Source organism: Streptomyces sp. BK022 (genome assembly GCF_004217355.1).
GTDB classification, from domain to species: Bacteria; Actinomycetota; Actinomycetes; order Streptomycetales; family Streptomycetaceae; genus Streptomyces; species Streptomyces griseoluteus.
Window position 1 is genome coordinate 775,041 of the sequence record NZ_SHKU01000002.1, and the last position, 23,639, is coordinate 798,679.

20 protein-coding genes, 1 tRNA gene and 2 pseudogenes are annotated in these 23,639 nt (G+C 71.0%); 14 read left to right on the forward strand and 9 right to left on the reverse strand.

The features are described from left to right. Positions 1–199 precede the first annotated feature (199 nt). Genes EV284_RS09670 through EV284_RS09690 form a run of 5 tightly spaced genes read left to right on the forward strand, consistent with a single transcriptional unit; the run spans position 200 to position 5,768 of the window. Entirely contained in the window at positions 200–2,929 is a 2,730-nt protein-coding gene (locus EV284_RS09670) for a nitrate- and nitrite sensing domain-containing protein (protein ID WP_207228984.1), read from the forward strand. Continuing rightward, positions 2,926–3,426: a roadblock/LC7 domain-containing protein gene (locus EV284_RS09675; protein ID WP_130332291.1), complete on the forward strand. Its 501-nt coding sequence runs from the start codon at positions 2,926–2,928 to the stop codon at positions 3,424–3,426. Before EV284_RS09670 ends, EV284_RS09675 begins: the two co-directional genes overlap by 4 nt. Further along, positions 3,423–3,845, forward strand: coding sequence for a DUF742 domain-containing protein (locus tag EV284_RS09680; RefSeq protein ID WP_130332293.1), 423 nt, complete (start codon positions 3,423–3,425; stop codon positions 3,843–3,845). The genes EV284_RS09675 and EV284_RS09680 overlap by 4 nt, the downstream gene beginning before the upstream one ends. Beyond that, positions 3,826–4,482 (forward strand): ATP/GTP-binding protein, encoded by a 657-nt coding sequence (locus EV284_RS09685; protein WP_130332295.1) that lies wholly within the window; start codon positions 3,826–3,828, stop codon positions 4,480–4,482. The genes EV284_RS09680 and EV284_RS09685 overlap by 20 nt, the downstream gene beginning before the upstream one ends. Before the next feature lie 29 nt (positions 4,483–4,511). Beyond that, positions 4,512–5,768, forward strand: a complete 1,257-nt coding sequence (locus EV284_RS09690; protein ID WP_130332297.1) for a styrene monooxygenase/indole monooxygenase family protein — start codon at positions 4,512–4,514, stop codon at positions 5,766–5,768. 38 nt (positions 5,769–5,806) lie between these two features. Here the strand turns inward: EV284_RS09690 and EV284_RS09695 are convergent, their stop codons facing one another. From EV284_RS09695 to EV284_RS09725, 7 genes are all read right to left on the reverse strand, one after another. Next, positions 5,807–6,853 (reverse strand): C40 family peptidase, encoded by a 1,047-nt coding sequence (locus tag EV284_RS09695; RefSeq protein ID WP_130332299.1) that lies wholly within the window; start codon positions 6,851–6,853, stop codon positions 5,807–5,809. Positions 6,854–6,967: 114 nt separating this feature from the next. Further along, entirely contained in the window at positions 6,968–7,279 is a 312-nt protein-coding gene (locus EV284_RS09700; RefSeq protein ID WP_130332301.1) for a hypothetical protein, read from the reverse strand. After that, a complete protein-coding gene (locus tag EV284_RS09705) occupies positions 7,276–7,944 on the reverse strand; it encodes a TetR/AcrR family transcriptional regulator (RefSeq protein WP_130332303.1) in 669 nt (222 codons plus the stop codon). The genes EV284_RS09700 and EV284_RS09705 overlap by 4 nt, the downstream gene beginning before the upstream one ends. Before the next feature lie 50 nt (positions 7,945–7,994). Then, the gene (locus EV284_RS09710; RefSeq protein WP_130332305.1) at positions 7,995–8,933 is read right to left on the reverse strand and encodes a diiron oxygenase; all 939 of its coding nucleotides are present in this window, start codon (positions 8,931–8,933) and stop codon (positions 7,995–7,997) included. Between the two features lie 120 nt (positions 8,934–9,053). Next, positions 9,054–10,511, reverse strand: a complete 1,458-nt coding sequence (locus tag EV284_RS09715; protein WP_130333001.1) for a penicillin-binding transpeptidase domain-containing protein — start codon at positions 10,509–10,511, stop codon at positions 9,054–9,056. 32 nt (positions 10,512–10,543) lie between these two features. Continuing rightward, a complete protein-coding gene (locus EV284_RS09720) occupies positions 10,544–11,905 on the reverse strand; it encodes an FtsW/RodA/SpoVE family cell cycle protein (protein WP_130332307.1) in 1,362 nt (453 codons plus the stop codon). Positions 11,906–11,930: 25 nt separating this feature from the next. Then, positions 11,931–12,341, reverse strand: a complete 411-nt coding sequence (locus EV284_RS09725) for an SH3 domain-containing protein (protein ID WP_207228985.1) — start codon at positions 12,339–12,341, stop codon at positions 11,931–11,933. Positions 12,342–12,485: 144 nt separating this feature from the next. Here EV284_RS09725 and EV284_RS09730 point away from each other — a divergent pair, with 144 nt between their 5' ends. Next, positions 12,486–13,271 carry an NERD domain-containing protein gene (locus tag EV284_RS09730; protein ID WP_130332311.1) on the forward strand — a complete coding sequence of 262 codons (786 nt, stop codon included), beginning with the start codon at positions 12,486–12,488 and terminating at the stop codon, positions 13,269–13,271. Positions 13,272–13,314: 43 nt separating this feature from the next. Here EV284_RS09730 and ligD read toward each other — a convergent pair whose 3' ends face one another. Continuing rightward, positions 13,315–14,196: a non-homologous end-joining DNA ligase gene (gene ligD, locus EV284_RS09735; protein WP_130332313.1), complete on the reverse strand. Its 882-nt coding sequence runs from the start codon at positions 14,194–14,196 to the stop codon at positions 13,315–13,317. A 65-nt stretch (positions 14,197–14,261) separates the two neighbouring features. Between ligD and EV284_RS09740 the strand changes: the two genes are divergently transcribed. The 7 genes and pseudogenes from EV284_RS09740 (at position 14,262) to EV284_RS33215 (ending at position 22,140) form a co-directional block, all read left to right on the forward strand. Then, positions 14,262–15,293 carry a Ku protein gene (locus EV284_RS09740; protein WP_130332315.1) on the forward strand — a complete coding sequence of 344 codons (1,032 nt, stop codon included), beginning with the start codon at positions 14,262–14,264 and terminating at the stop codon, positions 15,291–15,293. Between the two features lie 536 nt (positions 15,294–15,829). Beyond that, positions 15,830–16,897 carry a hypothetical protein gene (locus EV284_RS09745; protein ID WP_130332317.1) on the forward strand — a complete coding sequence of 356 codons (1,068 nt, stop codon included), beginning with the start codon at positions 15,830–15,832 and terminating at the stop codon, positions 16,895–16,897. 126 nt (positions 16,898–17,023) lie between these two features. Continuing rightward, complete coding sequence (locus EV284_RS09750; RefSeq protein ID WP_130332319.1) at positions 17,024–17,590, forward strand: DUF3761 domain-containing protein; 567 nt, start codon at positions 17,024–17,026, stop codon at positions 17,588–17,590. A gap of 421 nt (positions 17,591–18,011) precedes the next feature. After that, positions 18,012–18,974, forward strand: coding sequence for a hypothetical protein (locus tag EV284_RS09755; protein WP_130332321.1), 963 nt, complete (start codon positions 18,012–18,014; stop codon positions 18,972–18,974). Between the two features lie 442 nt (positions 18,975–19,416). Then, positions 19,417–20,040, forward strand: a pseudogene (locus EV284_RS32645) (DUF262 domain-containing protein); the annotation flags it as partial. Positions 20,041–20,538: 498 nt separating this feature from the next. Further along, a pseudogene (locus EV284_RS32960) lies at positions 20,539–21,565 on the forward strand (site-specific integrase); the annotation flags it as partial. 191 nt (positions 21,566–21,756) lie between these two features. Then, a complete protein-coding gene (locus EV284_RS33215; RefSeq protein WP_242625633.1) occupies positions 21,757–22,140 on the forward strand; it encodes a DUF6083 domain-containing protein in 384 nt (127 codons plus the stop codon). Positions 22,141–22,315: 175 nt separating this feature from the next. On the opposite strand, the gene EV284_RS09775 is transcribed toward EV284_RS33215, so the two are convergent. Further along, positions 22,316–22,387: transfer RNA gene (locus EV284_RS09775), tRNA-Arg, on the reverse strand. Positions 22,388–23,214: 827 nt separating this feature from the next. Here EV284_RS09775 and EV284_RS09780 point away from each other — a divergent pair. Continuing rightward, positions 23,215–23,622: a response regulator gene (locus EV284_RS09780; RefSeq protein ID WP_130332329.1), complete on the forward strand. Its 408-nt coding sequence runs from the start codon at positions 23,215–23,217 to the stop codon at positions 23,620–23,622. Positions 23,623–23,639 lie beyond the last annotated feature (17 nt).

Genomic DNA, 23,639 nt, shown 5'->3' on the forward strand with positions numbered 1-23,639 from the left:
CCGGCGCGCCGTCGCGACTTGCCCGCCAACTCCCCTCCGATGTTCACTCCTTCGGGTGGCGGGTCAGGTGATGCGCGGCCACTGCCCACCGGCGCTGGGAGGGTCGGGAACCATGAACCGGGTGTACGCACCACTTGGCACCGAGACGACGGGGCGCCGCCCGGCCCTTCCGTAGACGAGTTCAGGATTGCGAGCACCGGTGCAGAAGAAGCGGCCTCGGCGCGCAGGCAGGCAGACGGCCCCCCAGGGGACCGCCGAGCAGAACCCCGTGGGCGCTGGACGCCCCACCCATGTGCGCAACCGGCTGATCATCGCCGTGGCCGTGGTGGCCGCCGCCATCGCCGCGGCAGGCGCCCCGGCCCTGCTCACCGCCTCCGGGGACCTCCATGAGTCCCAGAAGCTGGTGACGCTGGCGGACGAGACGCAGGACGCCCTCGCGCTCGCCCACTCGCTGGCCGACGAGCGGGACGAGGTCACCTCCTACGTGGCCGCCGGACGCCCCAAGACGAAGGCGCCCTCCGAACAGCGCGGCACCCGCGTGGACCGCCAGGTCGAGGACCTCCGCGCGGACACCGACCTGCCGTCCCGGCTGCGCACCGCGCTGGACGGCATCGCCACCGTCCGCCGCGCCGCCCTGACCGGCAAGACCGACGCGCTGCGCACCCACCAGGCGTACTCGGCCACCATCACCGAGCTGCACCGGCTCGCCGAGGAACTGGCCGACCGCACGCCGCCGCGCGCGGGCTCCGGCGCCTACGCGCTGGCCGGTCTGGACACCGCCGTCCAGCAGTCCGCCGCCGCGCGCGGCCTGCTGCTGGCCGCGCTGAGCGTGCCCTCCACGCCCAGCACCTCGATCAGCCCGGTCACCGGCCTGCCCGTCACCACCAACGGCAGCTCCGAGGCCGACACCGCCCGCCGCGACGCGCTCACCACCGCCGCCCAGCGGGCCCGGCTGCGCGCCGACGCCGGCCTCGCCGCCTTCCGCGAGACCGCGCCCAAGGCCACCGTCGCCTCCTACGACTCCACGGTCACCGGCCCCGAGGTCAACTCCGCCGACAAGTACCTGGACTTCCTCACCGCCCAGCCCACCTTCGGCGACCGGCAGCTCGCCGTCAGCGCCAAGAAGCTGGACGCCGCGCTCTCCGCCCGCGTCGACCTGATGCGCGGCGCGGAGTCCGCCCTCTACGAGCGCCAGGGACAGAACCTCGCCGCCCTCCGGGACGACGACGTCACCGGGCTGGAGATCCGCATCGCGGTACTCGGCGCCCTGATGCTGGTCGCCGTCGGTGTCGCCACCGCCATGGCCCGCACCCTGACCCGCCCGCTCTCCGTGCTGCGCCGGGGCTCGGCCCGCCTGGCCGGCGCCGAGGACCCGGCCGGGCAGGAGCCGATCGCCTTCACCGGGCGCAACGACGAGTTCGCCCAGGTCGTCCGCTCCGTGAACGCCCTGCACGCGCACGCCGTCGCCCTCCACGAGCGGGTCGCCACCCTGGAGGCCGACCGCAAGCACCTGGTCGGCCAGCGCCAGAAGATGGCCGACGCCCGCGAGGAGCTGCGCGCCGAACTCAGCGACTCCAGCGCCCAGTTGGAGCGGCTGCGGGAGAGCATCGGCGGCACCTTCGTCAACCTCGCGCTGCGCACCCTCGGGCTGGTCGAGCGCCAGCTCTCCGTCATCGAGGGGCTGGAGGAGCGCGAGCAGGACCCGGAGCGCCTGGCCACCCTGTTCAAGCTGGACCACTTCGCCACCGTGATGCGGCGCCACAGCGAGAACCTCCTGGTCCTCTCCGGCACCGAGCACGTCCAGCCCGCGCACGGACCGGTCCCGCTGGTCGACGTGGTCCGCGCGGCCGTCAGCGAGATCGAGCGGTACGAGCGCGTCCGGATCGCCGCGCTGCCCCCGCACGCCCACGTGGCCGGCTTCGCCGCCGACGACCTCTCCCACCTGCTGGCCGAACTGATGGAGAACGCCAGCTCGTTCTCCCCGCCCGACCTCCCCGTGGAGGTCTCCGCCTGGCTGCTGGAGTCCGGCGAGGTCATGCTCTCGGTGCAGGACGAGGGCATCGGCATGGCCGCCGAGCGCATGGAGCGGCTCAACGGCCGCCTCGCCGACTTCGACCCCGAGTCGCCGTACGAGCAGGAGGGCGAGGACGGCCTCGGTCTCGGCCTGTACGTCGTCGCCCGGCTCGCCCACCGGCACGGCATCCGCGTCCAGCTGCGCGAGCAGAAGCAGGGCGGGGTCGCGGCCGTCGTGGTGCTGCCGCAGTCGCTGCTCGCGGAGACTCCGGCCGCAGCCGTCCCGCACCACGCCACCCGTACCGACGCCACGCAGAGCTTCTCCCTGCCCGGCGCCGACGCCGAGGCCAACTCCAACGTGCTGCGCGGCCGCCCCAAGGGCACCGATCCGCTCGTCGCCCTCGCCGAGAAGGCCGTGGCCAACAGCGAGAGCACCGAGAAGGCCGACGCCCCCGACGCGGTGATCCCGCGCCAGGCCACCCGTGCACTGCCGCCCGAGCCGGCGCCCGCCGCACCGCCGGAGACGGCCCCCGAGACCACGATGGAGCTGCTGCTCCCGCCGGCCGCCCCCGCCGACGGGAACACGGCCACCGCCCCCGAACCCGCAGCCCCCCTCCCCGCCGAGGCCACGCACGACCGTGCCCCGGACGAGACGGAGGAGAAGCTGACGAGCAAGGGCCTGCCCAAGCGCACCCCGAAGATCACCGCGCCCGAGGCCCCGGTCCGCCCGCGCGCCACCGGCGTCGACGCCGAGGCACTGCGCCGCAGGCTCGGCGGCTTCCGCCAGGGCGCGCAGGCCGGGTACCGCGACGTCGAAGCGGAGATCGCCGAGCACACCGCGCAGAACCAGCGGCCCGCCACCAGCGCGAACGCCGAAGAGTCCACGGGGGGACACGCCGAGGAGGCAAGCAGTTGACCACGCCCAGTACCTACGGACTGAGCAGTGAAGCCCGCAACCTGCATTGGCTGCTGACCAACCTGGTCGAGGAAGTACCCGGAATCCAGTCGGTCGCGGTCGTCTCCTCCGACGGCCTGCTCCTGCTGTCGTCCGACCCGAACCGCGCCGAGGCGGACCGGCAGAACCGGCCGGCCACCAAGGGCCCCCGCGGCTCGGCCGCCGACCTCGCCACCATCGTCTCCGGCATCGGCAGCCTCACCGTGGGCGCCGCCAAGCTGATGGACTACGGCTCGATCAAGCACACCATGGTCGCCATGGACGAGGGCAGCCTCTTCGTCATGTCGATCAGCGACGGCTCGCTGCTCGGCGTGCACGGCTCCGCCGAGTGCGACATGAGCGTGATCGCGTACCACATGGCGCTCTTCGTCGGCCGGGCCGGGCATGTGCTCACCCCGGAACTCCGCAGCGAGCTGCGGAAATCCATGGAGTCCGAACCGAGCGGGAGCGTCCGATGAGCGCCATCGCCAAGAAGACGCAGCTCCCCACCCGCGGCGGCGACCGCAAGGCCGCCCGGGTGCGCCCCTACTCGCTCACCGGCGGCCGCACCCGCTTCGGCCACGTCCTCCTGGTGGAGACGTTCGTGGCCAGCACCGCGGCGCTGGACGCCCCGGAGGAGCGCAGGGAACTGGCGAACGGCACCGCACCGCGCGTGATGCCGGAGATGGTCGCCATCGTCGAACTGTGCCGCCGTATGCGCACGGTGGCCGAGATCGCCGCGCTGCTGAGAATGCCGCTCGGCGTGGTCCGGGTGCTCCTGAGCGACCTCGCGGACCAGGGAAAGATCCGTGTTTACGGCACCGGGACCGGTCACGGCACCGGCCGTCCGGACCGCGCGCTGCTGGAAAGGGTGCTGAGTGGACTCCGCCGTCTCTGACGCGACCGCCCCCGTCGGGAACGCTCCCCTCGTGGACGGCCTGGCCGAGCCCGTCGAGGAACTGAAGTCGTGGCAGCAGGACCGCAGCCGGGCACCCGTCGCCACGAAGATCGTGGTGGCGGGCGGCTTCGGCGTCGGCAAGACCACCCTGGTCACCGCGGTCTCGGAGATCACCCCGCTCCAGACCGAGGCGCTGATGACCCAGGCGAGTGAGGAGACCGACGACCTCACCGCCACGCCGGGCAAGACCTCCACGACCGTGGCCATGGACTTCGGCCGCATCACGCTCGACGACGACCTGGTGCTCTACCTGTTCGGCACGCCGGGCCAGCAGCGGTTCTGGTTCATGTGGGACGACCTGGTGCGCGGCGCGATAGGCGCCGTGGTCCTGGCCGACACCCGCCGGCTCAAGGACTGCTTCCCGGCGCTGGACTACTTCGAGAGCTGCGGCCTGCCCTATGTGGTCGCGGTCAACCACTTCGACGGCAGTGAGATGTTCGGGCCGGAGGACGTGCGGGAAGCACTGACCATACCGGCGCACATCCCTGTCATGATCATGGACGCGCGGCGCCGGATCTCAGCGATCGAGACCCTCCTGGCCCTGGTGGGCCACGCGCTCGACGCAACCCCCGAGTAGCCAAAAGCCCCCGTAGGAGACACCCCCGCATGCGGAAGATACTCGTCGTCGGAGCCGGCCAGTCCGGTCTCCAGCTCGCCCTCGGCCTCCAGTCGCACGGCTACGAGGTCACCCTGATGTCCAACCGGACGGCGGACGAGATCCGTTCCGGCCGGGTCATGTCGACGCAGTGCATGTTCGACACCGCCCTCCAGCACGAGCGTGACCTCCAGCTCAACTTCTGGGAGTCCCAGGCCCCCAGGATCGAGGGGCTCGGCGTCTCGGTCGCCGCCCCCGGCTCCTTCGACCCCGGCCCCTCCCAGCGGGCCATCGACTGGGTCGGCAAGCTGGACGGCTACGCCCAGTCGGTGGACCAGCGGGTCAAGATGGCCGGCTGGATGGAGACCTTCGCCCAGCGCGGCGGCCAGCTCGTCATCCACGGCGCGGCCGTCGGCGACCTCGACTACTTCTCCCGCACCTACGACCTGGTGCTGGTCTCGGCCGGCAAGGGCGAGCTGGTGTCGATGTTCGCCCGCGACCCCGAGCGCTCCCCGTACACCGAGCCGCAGCGCGCGCTCGCGGTGGCGTACGTGCACGGGCTCGGCCCGCGGCCGGAGCACCCGGAGTTCGACGCGGTCCGCTGCAACCTGGTGCCGGGCGTCGGCGAGATGTTCGTGATGCCGACCCTGACCACCTCCGGCCGCGCCGACATCCTGTTCTGGGAGGGCATACCCGGCGGCCCGCTCGATGTGTTCAACGGCGTCAAGGACCCCGCCGAGCACCTCTCCCTCACCCTGGAGCTGATGGAGAAGTTCCTGCCCTGGGAGTACGCCCGCGCCACCAAGGTCGAACTCACCGACGCCGGCGGCACCCTGGCGGGCCGCTACGCGCCGACCGTGCGCAACCCCATCGGCCGGCTGCCCGGCGGCGGCCTGGTCCTCGGCGTGGCCGACGTGGTCGTGGCCAACGACCCGATCACCGGCCAGGGCTCCAACTCGGCGTCCAAGTGCGCGGCCGCCTACCTCGCCTCCATCCTGGAGCGCGGCGACCAGCCCTTCGACGAGGAGTGGATGAAGGCCACCTTCGACCGCTACTGGGCGACCGCCCAGCACGTCACCAAGTGGACCAACGCCATGCTCGCCCCGCCGCCGGAGCACATCCTCAACCTCATCGGCGCCGCCGGCCAGCTCCAGCCGGTCGCCGACCGCTTCGCCAACGGCTTCAACGACCCGGCCGACTTCGAGAACTTCTTCTACGACCCCGCGAAGACGGAGGCGTACGTCGGCTCGGTGGCCGCCGGCGCCTGACGTACTCTCAACGACCCTCCCGGCCCCGTGCCCGCCTCTCACAGGCGGCGCGGGGCCGCGTCGGGTCGTACGGCGCCCAGCACCGGGTTGGCCGCGAGCGGGGAGACCTTGATGTTGTCGCCCGGACGGGGAGCCTGGACCACCTTGCCGCCGCCCAGGTAGAGGGCGACATGCGTGGCCTCGGGGAAGTAGATCACCAGGTCGCCGGGGCGCAGCGAGTTCAGCGGGACGTGGGGGAGCCGGGCCCACTGCTCCTGGCTGGTGCGGGGGATGGGGGTGCCCGCGCGGGCCCAGGCGCGGGAGGTCAGGCCCGAGCAGTCGAAGGAGGCGGGGCCCTCGGCGCCCCAGCGGTACGGCTTGCCGACCTGGTCCAGGGCGTAGCGGACCGCCTGGCCGCCCTCCGCCGAGGCCGGCCGGTCGTCCTCGCCGAGGGCGCCGGAGTCGGTGAGGCCCCGCTGCGCCGCGGCCACCCCGTCCTGCTCCAGCCGGGTCACCTCCTCTCGCTGCTCCGGGGAAAGCGAGGCGAGGAGCCGCTCCACGTCCGACAGCCGCCTGGTCACGTCGTCGCGCTGCTTCTTCTGCTGCCCGGCCAGGGTGAGCTGGGTGTCCAGCGCCTTGCGCGCCGACTTCGCGAGCGCGTCCGCGCGCTTCTCGGCGCCGGTCAGCCGGTCCAGGGCGGCGGCGCGTTCACCGGCGACGCGGCCGATGACATGGCCCTCGTCGAGCGCCTGCTGCGGGTCGCGGGCGAGGAGCAGGCGGACGTAGACGGAGAAGTTCGAGCTGTTCTGGTACTGCTCGCGGGCGAGCCGTCCGGCATCGCCCTGGCTGCCCTTCAACGCCAGTCTGGCCTCGGCCAGTTCACCGTCCAGCCGCTTCACCTCGGCGCGCTGGGCGGTGAGCTTCTCGGCGGTGGCGTTGTAGGTCTCGGTGGCCTGCTCGGTCTGCCGGTACAGCCGCTGAAGATCCGTCAGCAGCTGGGCCACCGGCCGCTGCGGCTCCGGCGCGGCCAGGGCGGGCGCGGGAGCGAGGGCGACCTGGGCCGCCATCGCGGCCGTACAGGCCAGGCGCAGCACGGTTCCTGACACGACATCACCTCCGGTACGCGGGGCGGCGGACCTCCCGCCTGCCTCCGTACCGCGAGCTTGTGCCGCGCTTCGCCGGGTCCGCGCGCCGAACGTGCGCGGACCGGCGCAACCATGTCACCCGGTCGGGTCGTCCGGCTTGCCCTGCGGCGTGTTGTCCCGCCTCGGCCTGGACCAGGGCCAGCGGAGCCGGTCGGCGTCGCCGAGGCCCTCCGGGTCGTGCACGTACTTCCACCCCCGCACCAGCCCCAGCCTCCTGGTGTGCCCGCGGGGAGTGCGCCGGTACACCAGCACGGTGGGCGGCCCGCCGGCCGCGTCCGGGACCGGGATGCGGTACGTCTTCGGGGGGTGGCCGGTCGGGCCGAGCAGCACGGGCAGCACCCGGCCGTCCATCGGTCCGCCCTCGAAGGGGGTGTCCTGACTCTTCACGCCCTCAAGTCTCGGTCATCCCCGGTGATCGCGGCGACGACGGCCGCCGTCTGCGGGTCGCGTCCGGCGGTCACCACCAGGACGGCGGTGAACTGCTCGACGAGCCAGTCCCGCAGCTCGTCCCTCGGCGGCCGCTTGTCCTCGTCCAGCCACATCAGCGAGGACGCCTCGACCGCCGCGACCCACATCCGCACCGTCATCCGCAGCCGGGGCCCGGGCTCGGTCACCCCGAGGTGGCTGTAGAGGTGCTCGGCGGCGGCCCGGCGCACCCCGTCCACGATGGCCGTGGTCCGGGAGGTCTCCACCACGCTGCCGCCCTGGAGCAGGGCGCTGAACCCGGTGTCGTGCTCGTCCACGAAGGCCAGGTAGCGGTCGAGGACCCGGGCGAGCCGGGCCGCCGCCGGCCCCTCGCGGGGTTCGTCGAAGCAGAGCCGCAGCGCCTCGGCGGCCGAGGTCAGCGCGGCCTCGTACAGCTGTTGCTTGCCGCCGGGGAAGTAGCGGTAGACCAGCGGGCGGGAGACCCCGGCCGCCTCCGCCACGTCGTCCAGCGAGACGTCCTCGGGGGCGCGGTGCGCGAAGAGGGCCAGCGCCGATTCCAGGAGCTGGCTGCGGCGCTGTTCCACGCTGAGCCGTCGGTAGGCGGGGGTGGCGGCCTCGGGGGTCATGACTGGCAGCGTAATCGCTCCCCTCGCGGCCGCCCTGCCCGGTGGCATCGCTACGCCAGCAGCCCCGACGCCTTCCACAGCCGGCGCCCGGCGCCGCGCAGGACGCCGATCTCGTCCAGGAACTCGGTGAGCCGGCCGGCGCCGGTCTGCATCACCTCGCGCCGGTGTCCACTGGCCTTCACCTGGGCCAGCGCCTCGCGCTTGTCGAGGCCGACGTTGGTGTACACGTCCGGGTTGATGAAGGCGATGGAGAAGATCCGCGCGAACTCGCCGGAGGTGACGCGGGTGAACTCCCGCGACCACTTCGGCGCCGTCACCATTTGGCGGCGCAGTTCCTCGCGGGCGTACCGGACGTGCCGGGCCTCCTCCACCACGTGGATGCGCGTGACGCCCCGGATCAGGGGCTGCACCCGCTCGTCGGGGAAGGTGAGCCGCTGCATCCAGTCCAGCACCTCCTCGCCGAGCAGGGTGGCGGTGAAGGAGCCGGGGGTGGTGGAGATGGTCTTGAACAGGCGCCCGAGGTTCTGGTGGGCCCGGCTCACCGGGTACCAGGGGGTGCCGCCGCGGGTGACCACGCGGGCGAACATCTTGGAGTGCCGGCACTCGTCCTCGATCTCGGTGAGCGCGTACCGGACGTGGGCGCTGGTGGCCGGCTTGTCGTAGATGTGCCGGACCAGCAGCTGCATCAGGATCAGCTCGAACCAGATGCCCAGCGAGGCGAGCGCGGCCGCCTCGTGCCGGGACAGGTCGATGCGCTGCTCCTCGCTCATCCTGTGCCACAGCGGAGTGCCGTACAGCGACACCAGCTCCGGGGGCCAGAACCACTTGCCCTCCTCGAAGGGGGCGTCCCAGTCCAGCTCCTTGTCCGGGTCGAAGGAGTGCTTGGCGGAGGAGACGAGCAGTCGCTCGGCCACCTGCTCCCGGTCCTTGAGCGCGCCCAGCGCGTCGCGCAGTCCGTCGAGCGCGTCCGCTTCCGTCACGGTCGTCATGGCCTTTGGTCACCTCGTCCAGCCGGGGGTACGTCGTCGTCCGCCTCTTATGAGACTGCGTGTCAGCAAGGGCGTCAATCCCCCGCACAGGACTTTTACCGACGACGGGTCACCCCGGGATCAGGAACCGAGCACCGCCCGCATCACATCCCGGGCGATCGGCGCCGCGTCCCCGCCCCCGCTGATCTCCCCCCGGTCGGCCGAGGCGTCCTCCACCACCACAGCGACCGCCACCGCCGGCTCCGGCGCGCCGTCCGCCTGCGCCCAGGAGACGAACCAGGCGTAGGGCAGCCCGGTGTTGCCGACCCCGTGCTGGGCGGTGCCCGTCTTGCCGCCGACCGTGGCACCCCGGATCGCCCCGTTGCCCCCGGTGCCGCGCTCCACCGCGTCCCGCATCAGCTCCTTCAGCCGGGACGCCGTCGACGCCCGCATCACCTGCGTCAGTGGATGGGTGCCGCCGCCCGCGACCGTCTCGCCCCCGGCGCGGGTGGTGCGCTCCACGAGGTACGGCGCCCGCGCCTGCCCGCCGTTCGCCACCGCCGCCGACACCATCGCCATCTGGAGCGGGGTGGCCCGCGTGTTGTACTGCCCGATGGCGGACAGCCCGAGCTGCGCCTTGTCCACCACCGTGTCGAAGGTGGACTCCGCCACCGCGAACGGGACCCGCAGCCCCGTGTCGTTGAAGCCGAAGGCCCCCGCCGTCGCCGCCATGTCCCTGAGCCCCACGTCCACACCCAGCTTGGCGAACACCGTGTTGCAGGACCACGCGAACGCCTCCCGCAGCGAGGCGTCCCGGCAGCCGTCGGCCTCGTTGGTCAACCGTGTCGTGGTGCCCGGCAGCCGGTACGGGTCCGGGGAGTCGGTCGGCGCGTCCAGGTCCGCGACCACCCCGGCGTCCAGCGCGGCCGCCGCCGTCACCACCTTGAACGTCGAGCCGGGCGGATACGTCTGCCGCACCGCCCGGTTCAGCATCGGCTTGTCCGGATCGGCGTTCAGCCGCTCCCACGCCGCCGACGCGCCCGCACCGTTCCCCGACAGCCGCGCCGGGTCGTACGACGGGGTCGACACCAGCGCCAGCACCTTGCCCGTGGCCGGCTCGATCGCGGCCACCGCCCCCTTGCGGCCGCCCAGCCCCCGGTACGCGGCCCGCTGGGCCTTCGCGTTCAGCGTGGTGACGACGTTCCCGCCGGGCGCCGCCCCGCTCGCCGTGTCGTGCCACACCGGGAACCCCGAGAGCAGCGGGTCGGTGCCGGACAGCAGCCGGTCCTCCGCGTGCTCCAGGAAGGTCGAGCCGAAGCGCTGCGAGGCGAAGCCGGTCACCGGTGCGTACAGCGGGCCGTCCAGGTAGGTGCGTTCGTAGCGGAGCTGCTCGCCGGTGTCGCGGGAGCCGGTCACCGGCGCACCGCCGACCAGGATGTTCCCGCGCGGCTGCTGGTAACGGGCGATGTCCGAGCGCCGGTTGGCCGGATTGTCGCCGTACGCGCCCGCCTCGACCACCTGCACCCGGGCCGCGTTGGCCAGCAGCGCCAGCAGGAGGAGGCCGCAGAAGGCCAGGGCGTGCCGGATGTACGGGGCCATCGGGCGGGTGCCGCCGTAGTCGCCCGGTCCGCTCACGGGGCCTCCTCGCCGTCGTACTGGCTGCGCGCCGAGTCGCTCACCCGGATCAGCAGGGCCACGATCGCCCAGTTGGTGACCACCGAGGAGCCGCCCTGGGCGAGGAACGGCATCGCCATGCCGGTCAGCGGGATGAGCCCGGTCACCCCGCCCGCGATCACGAACACCTGGAGCGCCAGGATCGACGCCAGCCCCACCGCCAGCAGCCGTCCGAACGGCTCCCGCAGGGCGAGGGCGGCCCTGAATCCCCGCTCCACCAGCAGGGCGTACAGCAGGAAGATCGCCGCCAGCCCGGCGAGGCCCAGTTCCTCACCGGCCGTCGCCAGGATGAAGTCCGACTTGGTGGCGAAGCCGATCAGCGTGGAGTGGCCGAGCCCCAGCCCGGTGCCGGTCGTCCCGCCCGCCGCGAAGGCGAACAGCGACTGGGCGAGCTGGTTGGGTCCCTCGCCCGCGTCGATGGTGGCGAAGGGGTGCAGCCAGTCCTCGATCCGGCCGTGCACGTGCGGCTCCAGATGCCCCACCGCCCACGCGCCGAGCACCGCCAGCACCAGCCCCACCGCGATCCACCCGGTCCGCCCGGTCGCCACGTACAGCAGCACCACGAACAGGCCGAAGAAGAGCAGTGAGGTGCCGAGGTCCCGCTCCAGCACCAGCACCCCGACGCTCAGCAGCCAGATCGTCACGATCGGCCCGAGCACCCGCCCGGTCGGGAACTGCAGCCGCCAGATCCGGCGCCCGGTGTACGCCAGCGCGCTGCGGTTCGCCGCCAGGTACGCGGCGAAGAACACCGCGAGGAGCACCTTGGCGAACTCGCCCGGCTGGATGGAGAACCCCGCGATCCTGATCCAGATCCGGGCGCCGTTGACCGCCGGGAACAGGATCGGCAGCAGCAACAGCACCAGGGCCGCCGCCACACACACGTACGAATACCGCTGTAGTACCCGGTGGTCGCGCAGCACCAGCACGACCACGATGAACAGCCCCACCCCGAGCGTCGACCACACCAGCTGCGCCGGGGCCGCCCGGTCGGCCGGGGTCTGGAGGTCGAGCCGGTAGATCAGCACCAGCCCGAGCCCGTTCAGCAGCACCGCGATGGGCAGCGGCAACGGATCGGCGTACGGCGCCCGCAGCCGCACCGCGATGTGCGCGAGCAGCGCGAGACCACCGAGCCCGGCCCCGTACCCCGCCGCGCCGGGCGGTACGGAACCGGTACGGGCCAGGCCGACCGCGCAGTAGCCGTACACCGACAGGAGCACGGCCAGCACGATCAGGGACAGCTCGACCCCGCGCCGCCGGGGCAGCCGGGGGCGCGGGGCGGCGGCGCGGGAGGCGGGCGGCGCGGTCCCGGCCTGGGTCATCGGCGGGAGTTCCGCTGGCGGGGGATCAGCACCAGCGGGGGGCGGGCCCGACATTGCCGATGTAGCGGGCCGAGGCCCAGGCCCAGGTGCCGTCGGTCAGCAGGTACCAGAGCGGGTTGTCGCCGACCCGGTCGCCGTTCACCTTGCAGTAGATGGACACGTGTTCGCCCTGCTCCGCGAAGCGGACGCGGCGGGTGCCGCGGTCCGGGCGGTCGTGCAGCCAGATGCCGCCCTTGGCGGTCACCACGCCCTCGTACCGGCGGGGGTCGCGGTCGCCGCGCCCGCCCGCGTGCCCGTCGGGGCCGCCCTCCTGCTGAGCGGCCGGCGCACCCCCGGTCGGGCCGTCCGCGGCACCGGCGGGCACCGCCCCGCCGAGCAGCACGCCCGTCACGGCTGCCAGAGCCAGGCCGTGGAAGAGGACGGAACGCAGGGACATGGAAGACCTCCGAAACGGGACGGAACTGACTAACCGCCACATTAGGAGTTCACGGGTGCGGTGGCGCGCCGCAGTGGGCCATCGGGGAGGGGCGCTTGCTCCCTTCGGGGCGCGCTGGTCCCATGGGTGGGGGGTGATGGCGCGATGAGCGGACTCAGGGTGGTGCCGAGCCGGGGGCGGCTCTACGTGTGCGACGCGGGCGGCGGTGGCGTCGCCTGGTACGACCGGGGGAGCGGCCGGGTCAGCCTGCTCGTCGCCGAGCGCGAGCGGGACGTGCTCGACGCGCTGAAGCCCTTCCTCACCGGCCCGGTGACCCTCGGTCCGCCCCCGGTCCCGGACGCCGCCGAACTCGCCCGGCTGACCCTGCCCCCGGACGACGACCTCGCCCCGAACCGCCCCGGCGAGGCCCTGCTGGTCGCCCTCGACCGCGAGCCCGCCCCCAGGTTCCGTGCCGACCCGCGCCGCCGCGCCCTCCTCGCGGAACAGGCCGTCGGCGCGGCCCTGGACCGGCTGGAGGGGGCGGGCTGCCGCACCCTGCACTCCGTACCGCTCCCCGGCGGCGGCCGCATCCCGCACCTGCTCGCCGGCCCCGCCGGCCTCTTCGCCGTCGGCGCGCTGTACGCCCGCGGGCGGCGGGTGCGGCTCTCCGGCCCGCTGGTCGCGGTCGGCCGCCGCCCACCCGAACCGCTCCCGCGCCGGCTGCGCGCCGACGCCGGGCGGGCCGCGTACGCCCTGACGGCGGGGGTGCGCCCGGTGCTGGTCCTGGTCGACCCGGCCGAGGTGAGCGTCGCGGGGGACGTGGGGGGTCTGCGGGTGCTGCGGGAGACGGAGCTGCCGGGGCTCGCCCGCCCGGGCGCCGTACTGCGGCCCTCCGAGGTGGAGGCGCTGTACGCGCGGGCACGGGACCGGCGGACCTGGGCCCGGCTGTGACCGCGGCAGGACCCAGGTACGCCGGTGCCGGGACCGGCTGTGCCTACGGCAGCCGTGCCGCCCGTTTCGGGTCCAGGAGGCCCGCGAGGAGGTCACCGTGCCGCTCCACCCTGGCCGCGACGTCCTCGGGGAGGAAGGTCAGCTCGGCCGGGTCGCGGCAGCGCTCGACCTCGTCCCAGGTGACGGGCGTGGAGACGGTGGGGGCGCTGCGGGCGCGGACGGTGTAGGGGGCGGCGGTGGTCTTGCGGGCGGCGTTCTGGCTCCAGTCGACGAACACCTTGCCCGGCCGCAGGCTCCGGGTCATCCGGTGCAGCACCAGCCCCGGCATCGCCCGTTCCGCCTCCACCGCGAGCGCCTTCGCGTAGTCGCTCGCCCGGGCCGGGGACCCGCCCCGTACCGACGCCAGCAGATGCAGCCCCTTGGACCCGGCGGTCTTGGCGTACGCCTCGATCCCGTCCGCCGCGAGCCGCTCGCGCAGCCACAGGGCGACCTCGCAGCAGTGGACGACCGTCGCGGGCGCGCCGGGGTCGAGGTCGAACACCACCCGGTCGGCCTCGTCCGGGGTCTGGACCAGCCACTGGTGGGTGTGGAACTCGGCCACCAGGTTCGCCGCCCACATCAGGCTCGGCAGGTCCTGGATCACCAGCATCCGGGCCGCGCCGGTCGACCGGGGCACCTCGGCGGTCGTGACCCAGTCGGGCGTACCCGGCGGCACGTTCTTGGTGAAGAACACCTCGCCCCCGGGGCCGTCCGGATACCGCAGCAGGGACACCGCCCGGTCCCGCAGATGCGGCAGCAGCACCCCGGCGGCGGTGGCGTAGTAGTGCAGCAGCTCGCCCTTGGTGAAGCCGGTCTCCGGGTACAGCACCTTCTCCAGATTGCTGAGCGAGACCCGCCGCCCCTCCACCTCCGTCACTGGCGTCATAGGATGACAATCCCAGAAATGGGACGAATGGGATAAGTCGAACCCGTACGGAAGGGACCCGGCACGTGCGATCCATCTGGAACGGCGCCATCTCCTTCGGCCTCGTCAGCATCCCGGTCAAGCTGGTGAACGCCACCGAGAGCCACGCGGTCTCCTTCCGCCAGGTCCACACCGAGGACAACGGCCGCATCCGCTACCGCAAGGTCTGCGAACTGGAGGACCGCGAGGTCACCCAGTCCGAGATCGGCAAGGCGTACGAGGGCGCCGACGGCGAGATGATCCCGATCACCGACGACGACCTCTCCCACCTCCCGCTGCCCACCGCCCGCACGATCGAGATCGTCGCCTTCGTGCCGGCCGACCGCATCGACCCGCTCCAGATGGACGCCGCGTACTACATCGCCGCCGCCGGAGCGCCGGCCGCGAAGCCCTACACCCTGCTGCGCGAGGCCCTCAAGCGCAGCCACAAGGTCGCCATCGCCAAGTTCGCGCTGCGCGGGCGCGAGCGGCTGGGGATGCTGCGCGTGGTGGACGACGTGATCGTCCTGCACGGCCTGCTCTGGCCCGACGAGGTACGCGCCCCCGAGGGGGTCGCCCCCGACGTGGACGTCACCGTCCGCGACAAGGAACTGGACCTCGCCGACGCCCTCATGGACACCCTGGGCGAGGTCGACCTCGACGACCTGCACGACGAGTACCGCGAGGCCGTCGAGGAGGTCATCGCCGCCAAGGCCGCCGGCGAGACCCCGCCCGCGGCCCCCGCCCCGGCCGGCGACGGCAAGGTCCTCGACCTCATGGCCGCGCTGGAGAAGAGCGTCCGCGAGGCCCGCGAGTCGCGGGGCGGCGCGGGGGAGGCGGAGGTGCGGAACCTGCACGGGCGGGGGACGCCGAAGGAGACGGGGGCGCGGAAGTCCACGTCCAAGACGGCGGCCAAGAAGACCGCGAGCGCGCGGAAGTCCACGTCCAAGGCGGGGGAGGCGAAGGGGGCCGCCAAGAAGACGGCGTCCAAGTCCACGTCCAAGGCGACGGAGAAGAAGCCCGCGGCGAAGAAGGCACCCGCGAAGAAGAGGGCGGCTTCGGGGAAACGGTCGGCTTGAGGGTGTGAGCGTGGGGGCGGGGGTGGGATCGGCGGCGGGTCGGCGGTGCGGGTGGGTCCGGCGGCCGAGGGCGGCATGGCGGGGGACGGCCACTCCACGGCCATGCCGCGCGGGGCGTGTCGGGGCAGGGGGCGAGCTGGGTCGGTGCTCCGGGCCGCGGTGAGCGGGGTGCCCGGTCGCCGGGACGAGGGCGTCGGCCGTGCCGCCCGAGGAGGACGGGCGTGACCGGGAGGGCGCGGTAGGCGAAGCAGCCCGGTCGGGCGCCGTCGCCGTCCAGGTCGGCGCGCGGCGCACGCGGGGGCGGCGTGAGCTGGAGGGCGGAGCCGGCCCGGGTGGCCGGGCGAGGCGTCGTCACGGACGGCCCGTACCGCGGAGTGGGGGGCATCGGGGGCGGTCCGAGGGGGTGGCCTCGTGGCGCCGTCCCATGGCCGGGATGGGCGTCGGCCGCGTACCCGGGTCGCCGCCCGCGCACGCCCGCACGTCCCGTACCTCGGATTCACCTCCCCGAACGGCGCGCCCTCAGGCACGATGAACATGTGACATACGTGGTGACCGTGGCGATGGCCCCGCCCCAGGGGGCTCCGGAACTCGACGCACTGCGCCGGGAGGGAGTGGTCTTCCTGCTGCGCAAGGGCTTCGACTCGCTGGAGGCGGTCGAGGGCCCGGACGGCATGGAGGTCGACCTGCTGGACGACGTGATCGCCGCCCATCCGGGCGGGGCCCTGCTGAAGCTGTTCGTGGACGCCCCGGCGCTGGAGTTCGCGGAGGACGCGGCGCGGGAGGTGGTGACGGAGCTGATGGAACGCACCGAGGCGCTGTCCGAGTGGCGCCTGACCCGCTGCGCGGTGGAACTGAACTCCGAGCTGCTCCAGGAGAGCCTGGATGCGGCGGACGGCCCGGACGCCCCGCCGTCCGACCCCGCGGAACGCGCGAAACGCCACGCGGCGGGCACGACCCCGGCGCCCCAGGACAGCCCGGGCCACTCGGAGAGCCAGGCGATGCGTACGAGGCTGCGCGAACTGGCGCCGACGCTCACGGCGTTCACCCTGGACGCGTTCGGCCATGACGAGTCGGCACCGGAGTGCGAGGTGGGCAGAGAGGCGGCGGAGATAGCGGCGGGCGCCGTGGTCTACGCGATCGACCTCCTGGTGGACGAACTCTTCACCGACCTGGCCGCCTTGGAGGACGACGGCCCCACGGTCGCCCGCAGCAACGCGACGTTCATGATCCTGGACGACCTGCCCCCGCACCTGGCGGACGCCTACACGGTCCTCTTCACCCGTCGCCTCACCGTCACCGCGATCACCCTGACGGGCCGCCTCACCCGCCCCCCGTTCGACCACCCCACCTGCCTGGCCGAGGAACTCCTCCTCAAGTCGCTCCTGAACCAGGCGGAGGTGACGGCCGACCTCTACAGCCTGCTGTCGGACGAGGTCACCCAGGCCCTGGAAACCTTCGCCACCACCCTCCACCCCCCGACCCCGCCCCACCCGGCGACCCCGGAGGACCCGGACACCTGGTTCACCCCGTACACACCGGCGTCGCCGGTCCATCCGTACGCGGCGAACGAGAACGAGGAGACGGTGGTGGAGTTGCCGGAGTGAGGATCCGGCACGAGTAGTTGAGGGTTGAAGTGTCACAACTCGGTCACCTTCTTCACGAGTTCCTCACGTGGGGCGTGCGGGCATAGATAGGTTCACCCCCCACGTACTCGCTTGGGGGGACCCGCCATGACCTACTACCAGCCTCAGCCGCCGTTCCAGCCTCCGCCCGGCCGGCCGCAGGCCCGCCTCGCCCCGAAGTGGGCCCGCAAGCGCTTCGTCCTCCCCGCCCTGGGCCTCGCCTTCATCCTGGGCATAGGCAGCGCCGGCGCCGACGCCCAGAACCCGAACACCACGAAGTCGGCGGCCAACACCAAGGCCCTCCCGACGCCCACGGCCACGATCACCGCGACAGCCACGGCAACGGAGACCGCGAAGCCGGAGCCCGCGCCGACGGTGACCGAGACGGTCAAGGTCAAGGTCCGGGTGACGGTCACCGCGCGTGCGGCCGCGGCGGGTTCGGGGGGCTCGACATCGGGCGGATCGTCGTCCGGCGGGGGCTCCGGCTCGTCCGGCGGCGGGTCTGGCTCGTCCGGCGGCGGGTCTGGCTCGTCCGGTGGCTCCAGTTCGTCAGGAGGCTCCAGCTCGGGGGGCGGCGGGGCGACGGCGCTGTGCAACGACGGGTCGTATTCGTATGCGGCGCACCATCAGGGGGCTTGCTCGCATCATGGCGGGGTTGCTGTGTTTTATCGGTAGTCAGGCGCCTGGGGTGGTGGGGTTGCGCGGACGGGCTACTGGGGCAATGCGCCTGGAGTTGCCGTGCATCCTCACGCTCATTTCCAATGCCGGCTCACTCGACTCGCTCGCGGCAGCGCGAACACCGAGACCCCGGCCTCAGCGTTGCCGCTGGGCCAGGGTCTTCGGTTGGCTCGTCCAAGGTGCCGCGGCAGGAGTCGGTCCTGCGCACACGGCTCCGGAGGGCAGCATTGCGGGGTCCGACGTTTGCCCAGGCCACGGGCCTACCGGCGATAGATAGCGCGCGATCCGTCCGCAGGTAGTCCATGGGTGGCCTGGGTGCTACTCCGCGCCACGCGAGGGGAGCGAGAGCCCTGTGGTACGGAGCATGGGCCCACTAGAGTGTCCACCACTTCAGCACAAAATCTACGCAGGGGGCAGGGTGGTCGTGTCGGTGCCGGTGTCGGATAGAGCTATCCCTGACCCCGAACTTCCGGCGGAAGTCCGCGAAGCGCTCACCAGTGTTCCGTGTCAGTCGCTGCCGTCTAGAGACGGCCAGCGTGCCCCAGGCCCCACGCCGAGGGAGTTGACTCGCCGCGCGAAGCAGCAGGAGGCGATACGGAACAAGAAGATGGGTCCGCTGGGGCCCATCGGGTTCGGGATCATATCGGCCGTCTGTGCCTATATGGGTGTCGCGGTAGTGATCAAGGTTAGCGTCTCAGGCATTGTCTTCTGGGTCGGAGTCGCCTTTCTAGTGGCCGCCCTGCTTACGCTGATCATGTGCGTCGAGGAGGTTCGGGAACGGCGGGCAGATGCCAAGACAGTTGTGATTGCTCGTCAACATGCGGGTAAGTACATATGTCCCTGCGATCTAGAGCAGGAGGACCGAGCCCTGCTTCTGCGCGCCGCAACAGCAGTAGACCGTATCCTGACATCCACTGCTCATAGAATGGACGTAGTCGACCAGGCGCGCAATAACGTTGAGCTTCGTGAAATCCTTTGGAAAGTTGCAAAGGACGCCGAAAAGGTCAACCAGTTGGCCTTGAAGCATTGGGGAGCTTCGACCGTAAGCGCCGGGGCAGCTGTGGAATCCGTCCTCTCCTCTCAGGCAGCTGCATTGGAAACCAGCCGCAGACACGTCACGGCACGCATTGCGGCGCTTGAGCAGTACGCCAAGCACGTTAAGGCCATTGATGACTTGATCGCTCAGCAAGACCAGCTCGAACGACTCGGCAGCGCCAATGACGAATATCTGGACCTTATTGCTCAGACGAGCGGGGACGCTACCGCTACGCAGCGCGTCCAACTCGCCAGCGAAGAGGCGGTTGTGATGGCTGACCCACTTGCGGACGCGGTCCGGCGAGCGCGGGATGCGGCAGAGATTGCTCTGCCAGACAAAGCTTGAGCTGCCACCCACTGAGGTTCGTGCCCTTCTCAGGCTGATGCCGAGCCGGAGTGCTCACCGCTCAAGCTTGGCGACGGTGGCATCGCCCGCCCTGGAGGGCCTTTGGCCTCGTTGACAAGACGCTAGTCAGAGTCGCTATGGCGTCTAGTTGTCGACGACCTGTCCGCAGCTAGTCCGCACCGAGTGGCGCTGGCTCAGGCGCTCACCAGCCTGATCCGGTGCCGGTGCAAGCACGCAGGGGGTCCATGTTGACTGACGGGGCATCAGTATATCAACCCGTCACAGGTGGCTACCGTTTCCTGAGGGGGGCGTGGTTTGGCAGGAGAACCACCTGTCTAAGCAAATGTCAACTCCAGATACGCCGTCGATCAAAGAACTGATGGACGACATGACGCGAGGTCGACTCGCCATACCGGACTTTCAGTGAAGCTTTGTTTGGGACCCAGCGGACACGCAAAAGCTTCTGGTCTCCATTATCGCCCGTCACCCAGCCGGGCCCCTTCTTTTCTGGGAGCAAAAGACGCCGCAGATCAAACGGCGCCCGTTCGAAGGATTCGACGTTCAGCTCAGAGACTCAGCCACTCTAGTGTTGGACGGGCAGCAGCGACTCACGTCCATATTTCAAGCGCTCACCGGCACCGGTCAGCAAAGATTCTTCGTCGATCTTGCTCTTCTGGGCTCCCTTGACTCCGGTGCCTCGGGGCTTCTCGATGCAAGCCGTCTTGATGATGTAATCGTCTATCGAGAAGTCAACGCTAGGTCTGGGCGTAAGCGCCCGCCGGCTGATGCTGTGGAGGAGATTAGACAATCACTGTTTCCGCTTTCTCTAATTGAGTGCGAGCTCATCGAGGAATGGCTCGACAGCATGGAGGAGGCGGTAGCGGGTGAAGATTGGAAAGCTCGACGCAGTGAGGTCTGCCGACTGGTGCGGAGGTATCTTCGGCCGATTGGAAACTATCGATTCCCTGTAGTTGAACTGCCAGAGGCTACGCCCCTTGATGCAGTGTGTCGCATTTTCGAAACCATTAATCGGACAGGTGTGAAGCTTAGTGTTTTCGAGCTCTTGGCCGCTCGCTTCTGGCCTGCTGGGGTTGACCTTCGAAGGAATTGGGAGGATGTGCAGCGAAAGCATCCAATCATCACCTCGTTTGAAGTCGACGCTTATTACTTACTTCAAGCTGTTTCGCTTCGAGCAACGGGTGAAAAGTATCAGGGTGTTCGAGCGTCGGCTCAACGTAGTGACGTTTTGGAGCTGACGCCTACGGAATTCGAAAAGTACTGGGATCAGGTGGCGCAGGGGGCGGCGCGTGCACTAACTTTTCTTCGTGATGAGTGCGGAGTCCTCGCTCCGAAGTGGCTTCCGTATTCCATGCTCCTTGTTCCCTTGGCTGCCGTGTGGCACGAAGTTGAATCTAAGCGTTCCGTAGAGAGTGGCACAGCACTACGAAAGATGCGTCGTTTCTTTTGGCGCTCCGTTTTTTCGAGGAATTATGACCAGGGGAGCAACAGTCAGGCAGGAAAAGACTTTACGGATCTCACTTCTTGGCTAAATGGAGGTGAAGGTCGACCAGGTCGGCCACCCGAGGAGCCGATCAGGAGGGTGCTCCGGAACTGGGCTTTCGTCCTTCCCGGTCCGGATGACCGCGAACTGCCACATGAGATCGCACACGCGCTGCACTGGGTGTCGAAGGCTTCACGCCCCCTCGCCGATCTCGATGACGTTGCGATCGCCAGGGCCGGCTGGACGCGTTGAAGCTGAAACTGGACGGCACAGCGGCAGTCGCGGAGACTGTTCGCCGCAAGCGCCGGACGCTGGTCAACGCCCTGCACTACGCGGTCGACCTCGGGGAGTTTAAGAGAACCCGATCACTGGCATTCGCTGGAAGAAACCGAAGGTCGCCGGAGAAGTCGATCTACGGGTGGTGGCCAACCCAGAGCAGGCGCGTTCTTTGCTGGCCGCTGTGTCGTACGTCGGTGGGTACGGTCGGGCCCGCGGCCGTCGACTGGTCGGCCTGTTCGCCTGCATGTATTACGGCGTCTTCCGCCCCGCTGAAGCCGTGGGCCTTACCGCGGCAGACCTGAAGCTGCTGGAGACGGGCTGGGGCACGGCGTTGCTGAACCGGACGCGTCCCAGTGCTGGCAAGCAGTGGACGGACTCGGGAGAGACCCACGACGACCGGGGCCTGAAGAATCGGCCGGCCTAGGAAGTGAGACTCGTGCCGATCTTGCCCCAGCTCGTTGCCATCCTCAGGCGGCACCTCGATACCTTCGGTACCGCCGAGGACGGGCGGCTGTTCACCAATGGGCGTGGGGGAGTGGTCGGCTCCCCGACGTACTACCGCGTCTGGCAGGAGGCTCGTGCGCTCGCTCTCCCGCCGGCCGCGGTGGCCTCGCCACTCGCTGCCCGTCCGTACGACCTGCGGCACTCGGCGTTGTCCACCTGGCTCAACGCCGGTGTCGATCCAACGGAGGGCGCCGAACGCGCAGGCAACAGCGTGTAGGTCTTGCTGAGCCGGTACGCAAAATGCATAGATGGGCGGCAAGAGGTCGTCAATCGCAAGATCGAAGAGTTGCTGCGCGAGTATGAGTGACACGTACGTGCGTTGTTAGCCCCCAGCCCATGGACTGGGGGCTTCGCCCTATCTCGGCCGTGTGTCGTCGGGTGTTGGTTGCTGGGTGCACCTGCCGCGTCGCCTTTTGTGCCGCTTGTCGACTGCCGCCCCAGACGTCCCGTCCGGTTCGCGCCCTACGCCTGGGCTGCCGGACTGGCGACCCTCACGGTATGGGGCTTTTAGAGAGGGAACCGCGGCGGCTGAGTGGTGGGCAGTCCCCTTGTCCTAACTGCGGTCTGTTGCAGGACCGAGTGCCGACTCTTGAGCAAGAGTGGGTGCTGCTGGAGCCGGACATGAATCCCCTAGCCCATACGGTGCCGGAGAAGCACCGATGGATCGAACTGTCCGACGGACGGGTGACGGTCTACGGGGTGTGTCCGCCAGACCAGTTCCAGCCGTGCCGCGTCGAGCACCGCCTTGCCTGCCCCGCACAGCCTCTGCCGGATCTGTGGCCGTGGTTGTCGAGCCTGCGAGGGGAGAACGCGCGGCGAGTGAAACGGCAGAACGATCCGGAGCCGCCTTCGCCCCGTGAGGAATGGCCGGACGCCGGCTGATGGCTCCTCCGGAAACTCTGGGGCTGACCAGGGGAGACAGTCCAAGATCTTGTCCACGAATAGTCCACAGATCCCGACATACGCCCGCTCCGGGCGGCACACGCCTGCACATACGCGAAGACCCCGACCGCAGCGTTTCCGCTGGTGACGGGGTCTTTGGGCACCTAATTCAAGGTGCCCCCGGCAGGATTCGAACCTGCGCACACGGCTCCGGAGGCCGTTGCTCTATCCCCTGAGCTACGGGGGCGTGTCGGGCGTTGCGCTGGGCGCTTGCGGCGACGGGTAGAACCCTAGCAGGTCTTGGAGGGTGATCAGGAACGGGTTTGCCCAGGCGGGGTCGGCCTCGCCTGGGCGCCCGTGTGGAGGGCTCTGATCTGCGGCTCGACCGGAGCCGAGTCGGCTGCGCGAGGTGCACGTCCGGCACCCGTGACCCCCTCGACTGGCTGCGCCTCCCCGCCTCCGTGAGTTCGCCCCAGGGATTGCAGCGCCCCCGCTCCAGCACTCGGCTTGGCCTCCGTCCGAGGCTCACCGTGTCCGTGGTCCGGGGTCTGACGCCGACCGGTCTCCGCTCCTGTGGCGTCCCCCGCGTCGGTGGCCCGGGGTCTGAGGCCGACCGGTCTCCGCTCCTGTGGCGTCCCCCGCGTCGGTGGCCCGGGGCGCCGGTCGGCATCCCTCCCCGCGACGCCTCCGCGTCCGTGTCCCCGGCTTGGCGTAAACCAGCTCCCACCCCCACGGCCCCCGCGCGTCCGCATCCCCGTCTCGGCGCCAGCCGGTATCCACCGCCACTGCGCTTGCCCGTGCCCGTGTCCCCGGCCCGGCGCCAGCCAGCCCCCACCCCCAGCGCCCCGCGCGTCCGTATCCCCGCCTCGGCGCCAGCCGGTATCCGCCGCCACTGCCCTCCCGCGTCCACGCCCCCCGGCCTGGCACCGGCCGGCATCCACCCGGCGCCCCCCGTCTCCGTATCCCGCCCCATACCCGCCCGCCCCGCGTCCACCCAAATCCCCCCACCACCCGTCAGAGCGAGAACTCGGGAAAACCGGGACGCGGCCGCCCGCCCCGACCTACTCTCGAGTTGTGTCAGGCGCGTCCGGCCGGGTGCTTGTTGTGGATGACAGCAAGGGCATCCGGCAGCTGATCAAGGTCAACCTCGAGCTGGAAGGGCTTGAGGTGGTGACCGCGGTCGATGGTGCCGAGTGTCTTGATGTGGTGCACCAGGTGCGCCCGGACGTCATCACGCTCGACGTCGTCATGCCCCGTCTCGACGGGCTCAGTACCGCCGCACGCCTCCGGGCCGACCCCCGTACCCGCGACCTCCCGCTCGCCATCGTCAGCGCGTGCACGCAGTACGAGGTGGAGAGCGGGCTCGACGCCGGCGTCGACGCCTTCCTGCCCAAGCCCTTCGAGCCCGACGAGCTGGTTCGCCTGGTCAAGGGGCTGCTGGAGCGGAGCGACCGGCGCGACGGGGTCTGCTCCGGCGGCTAGCCACCCGTCTCCGCCCG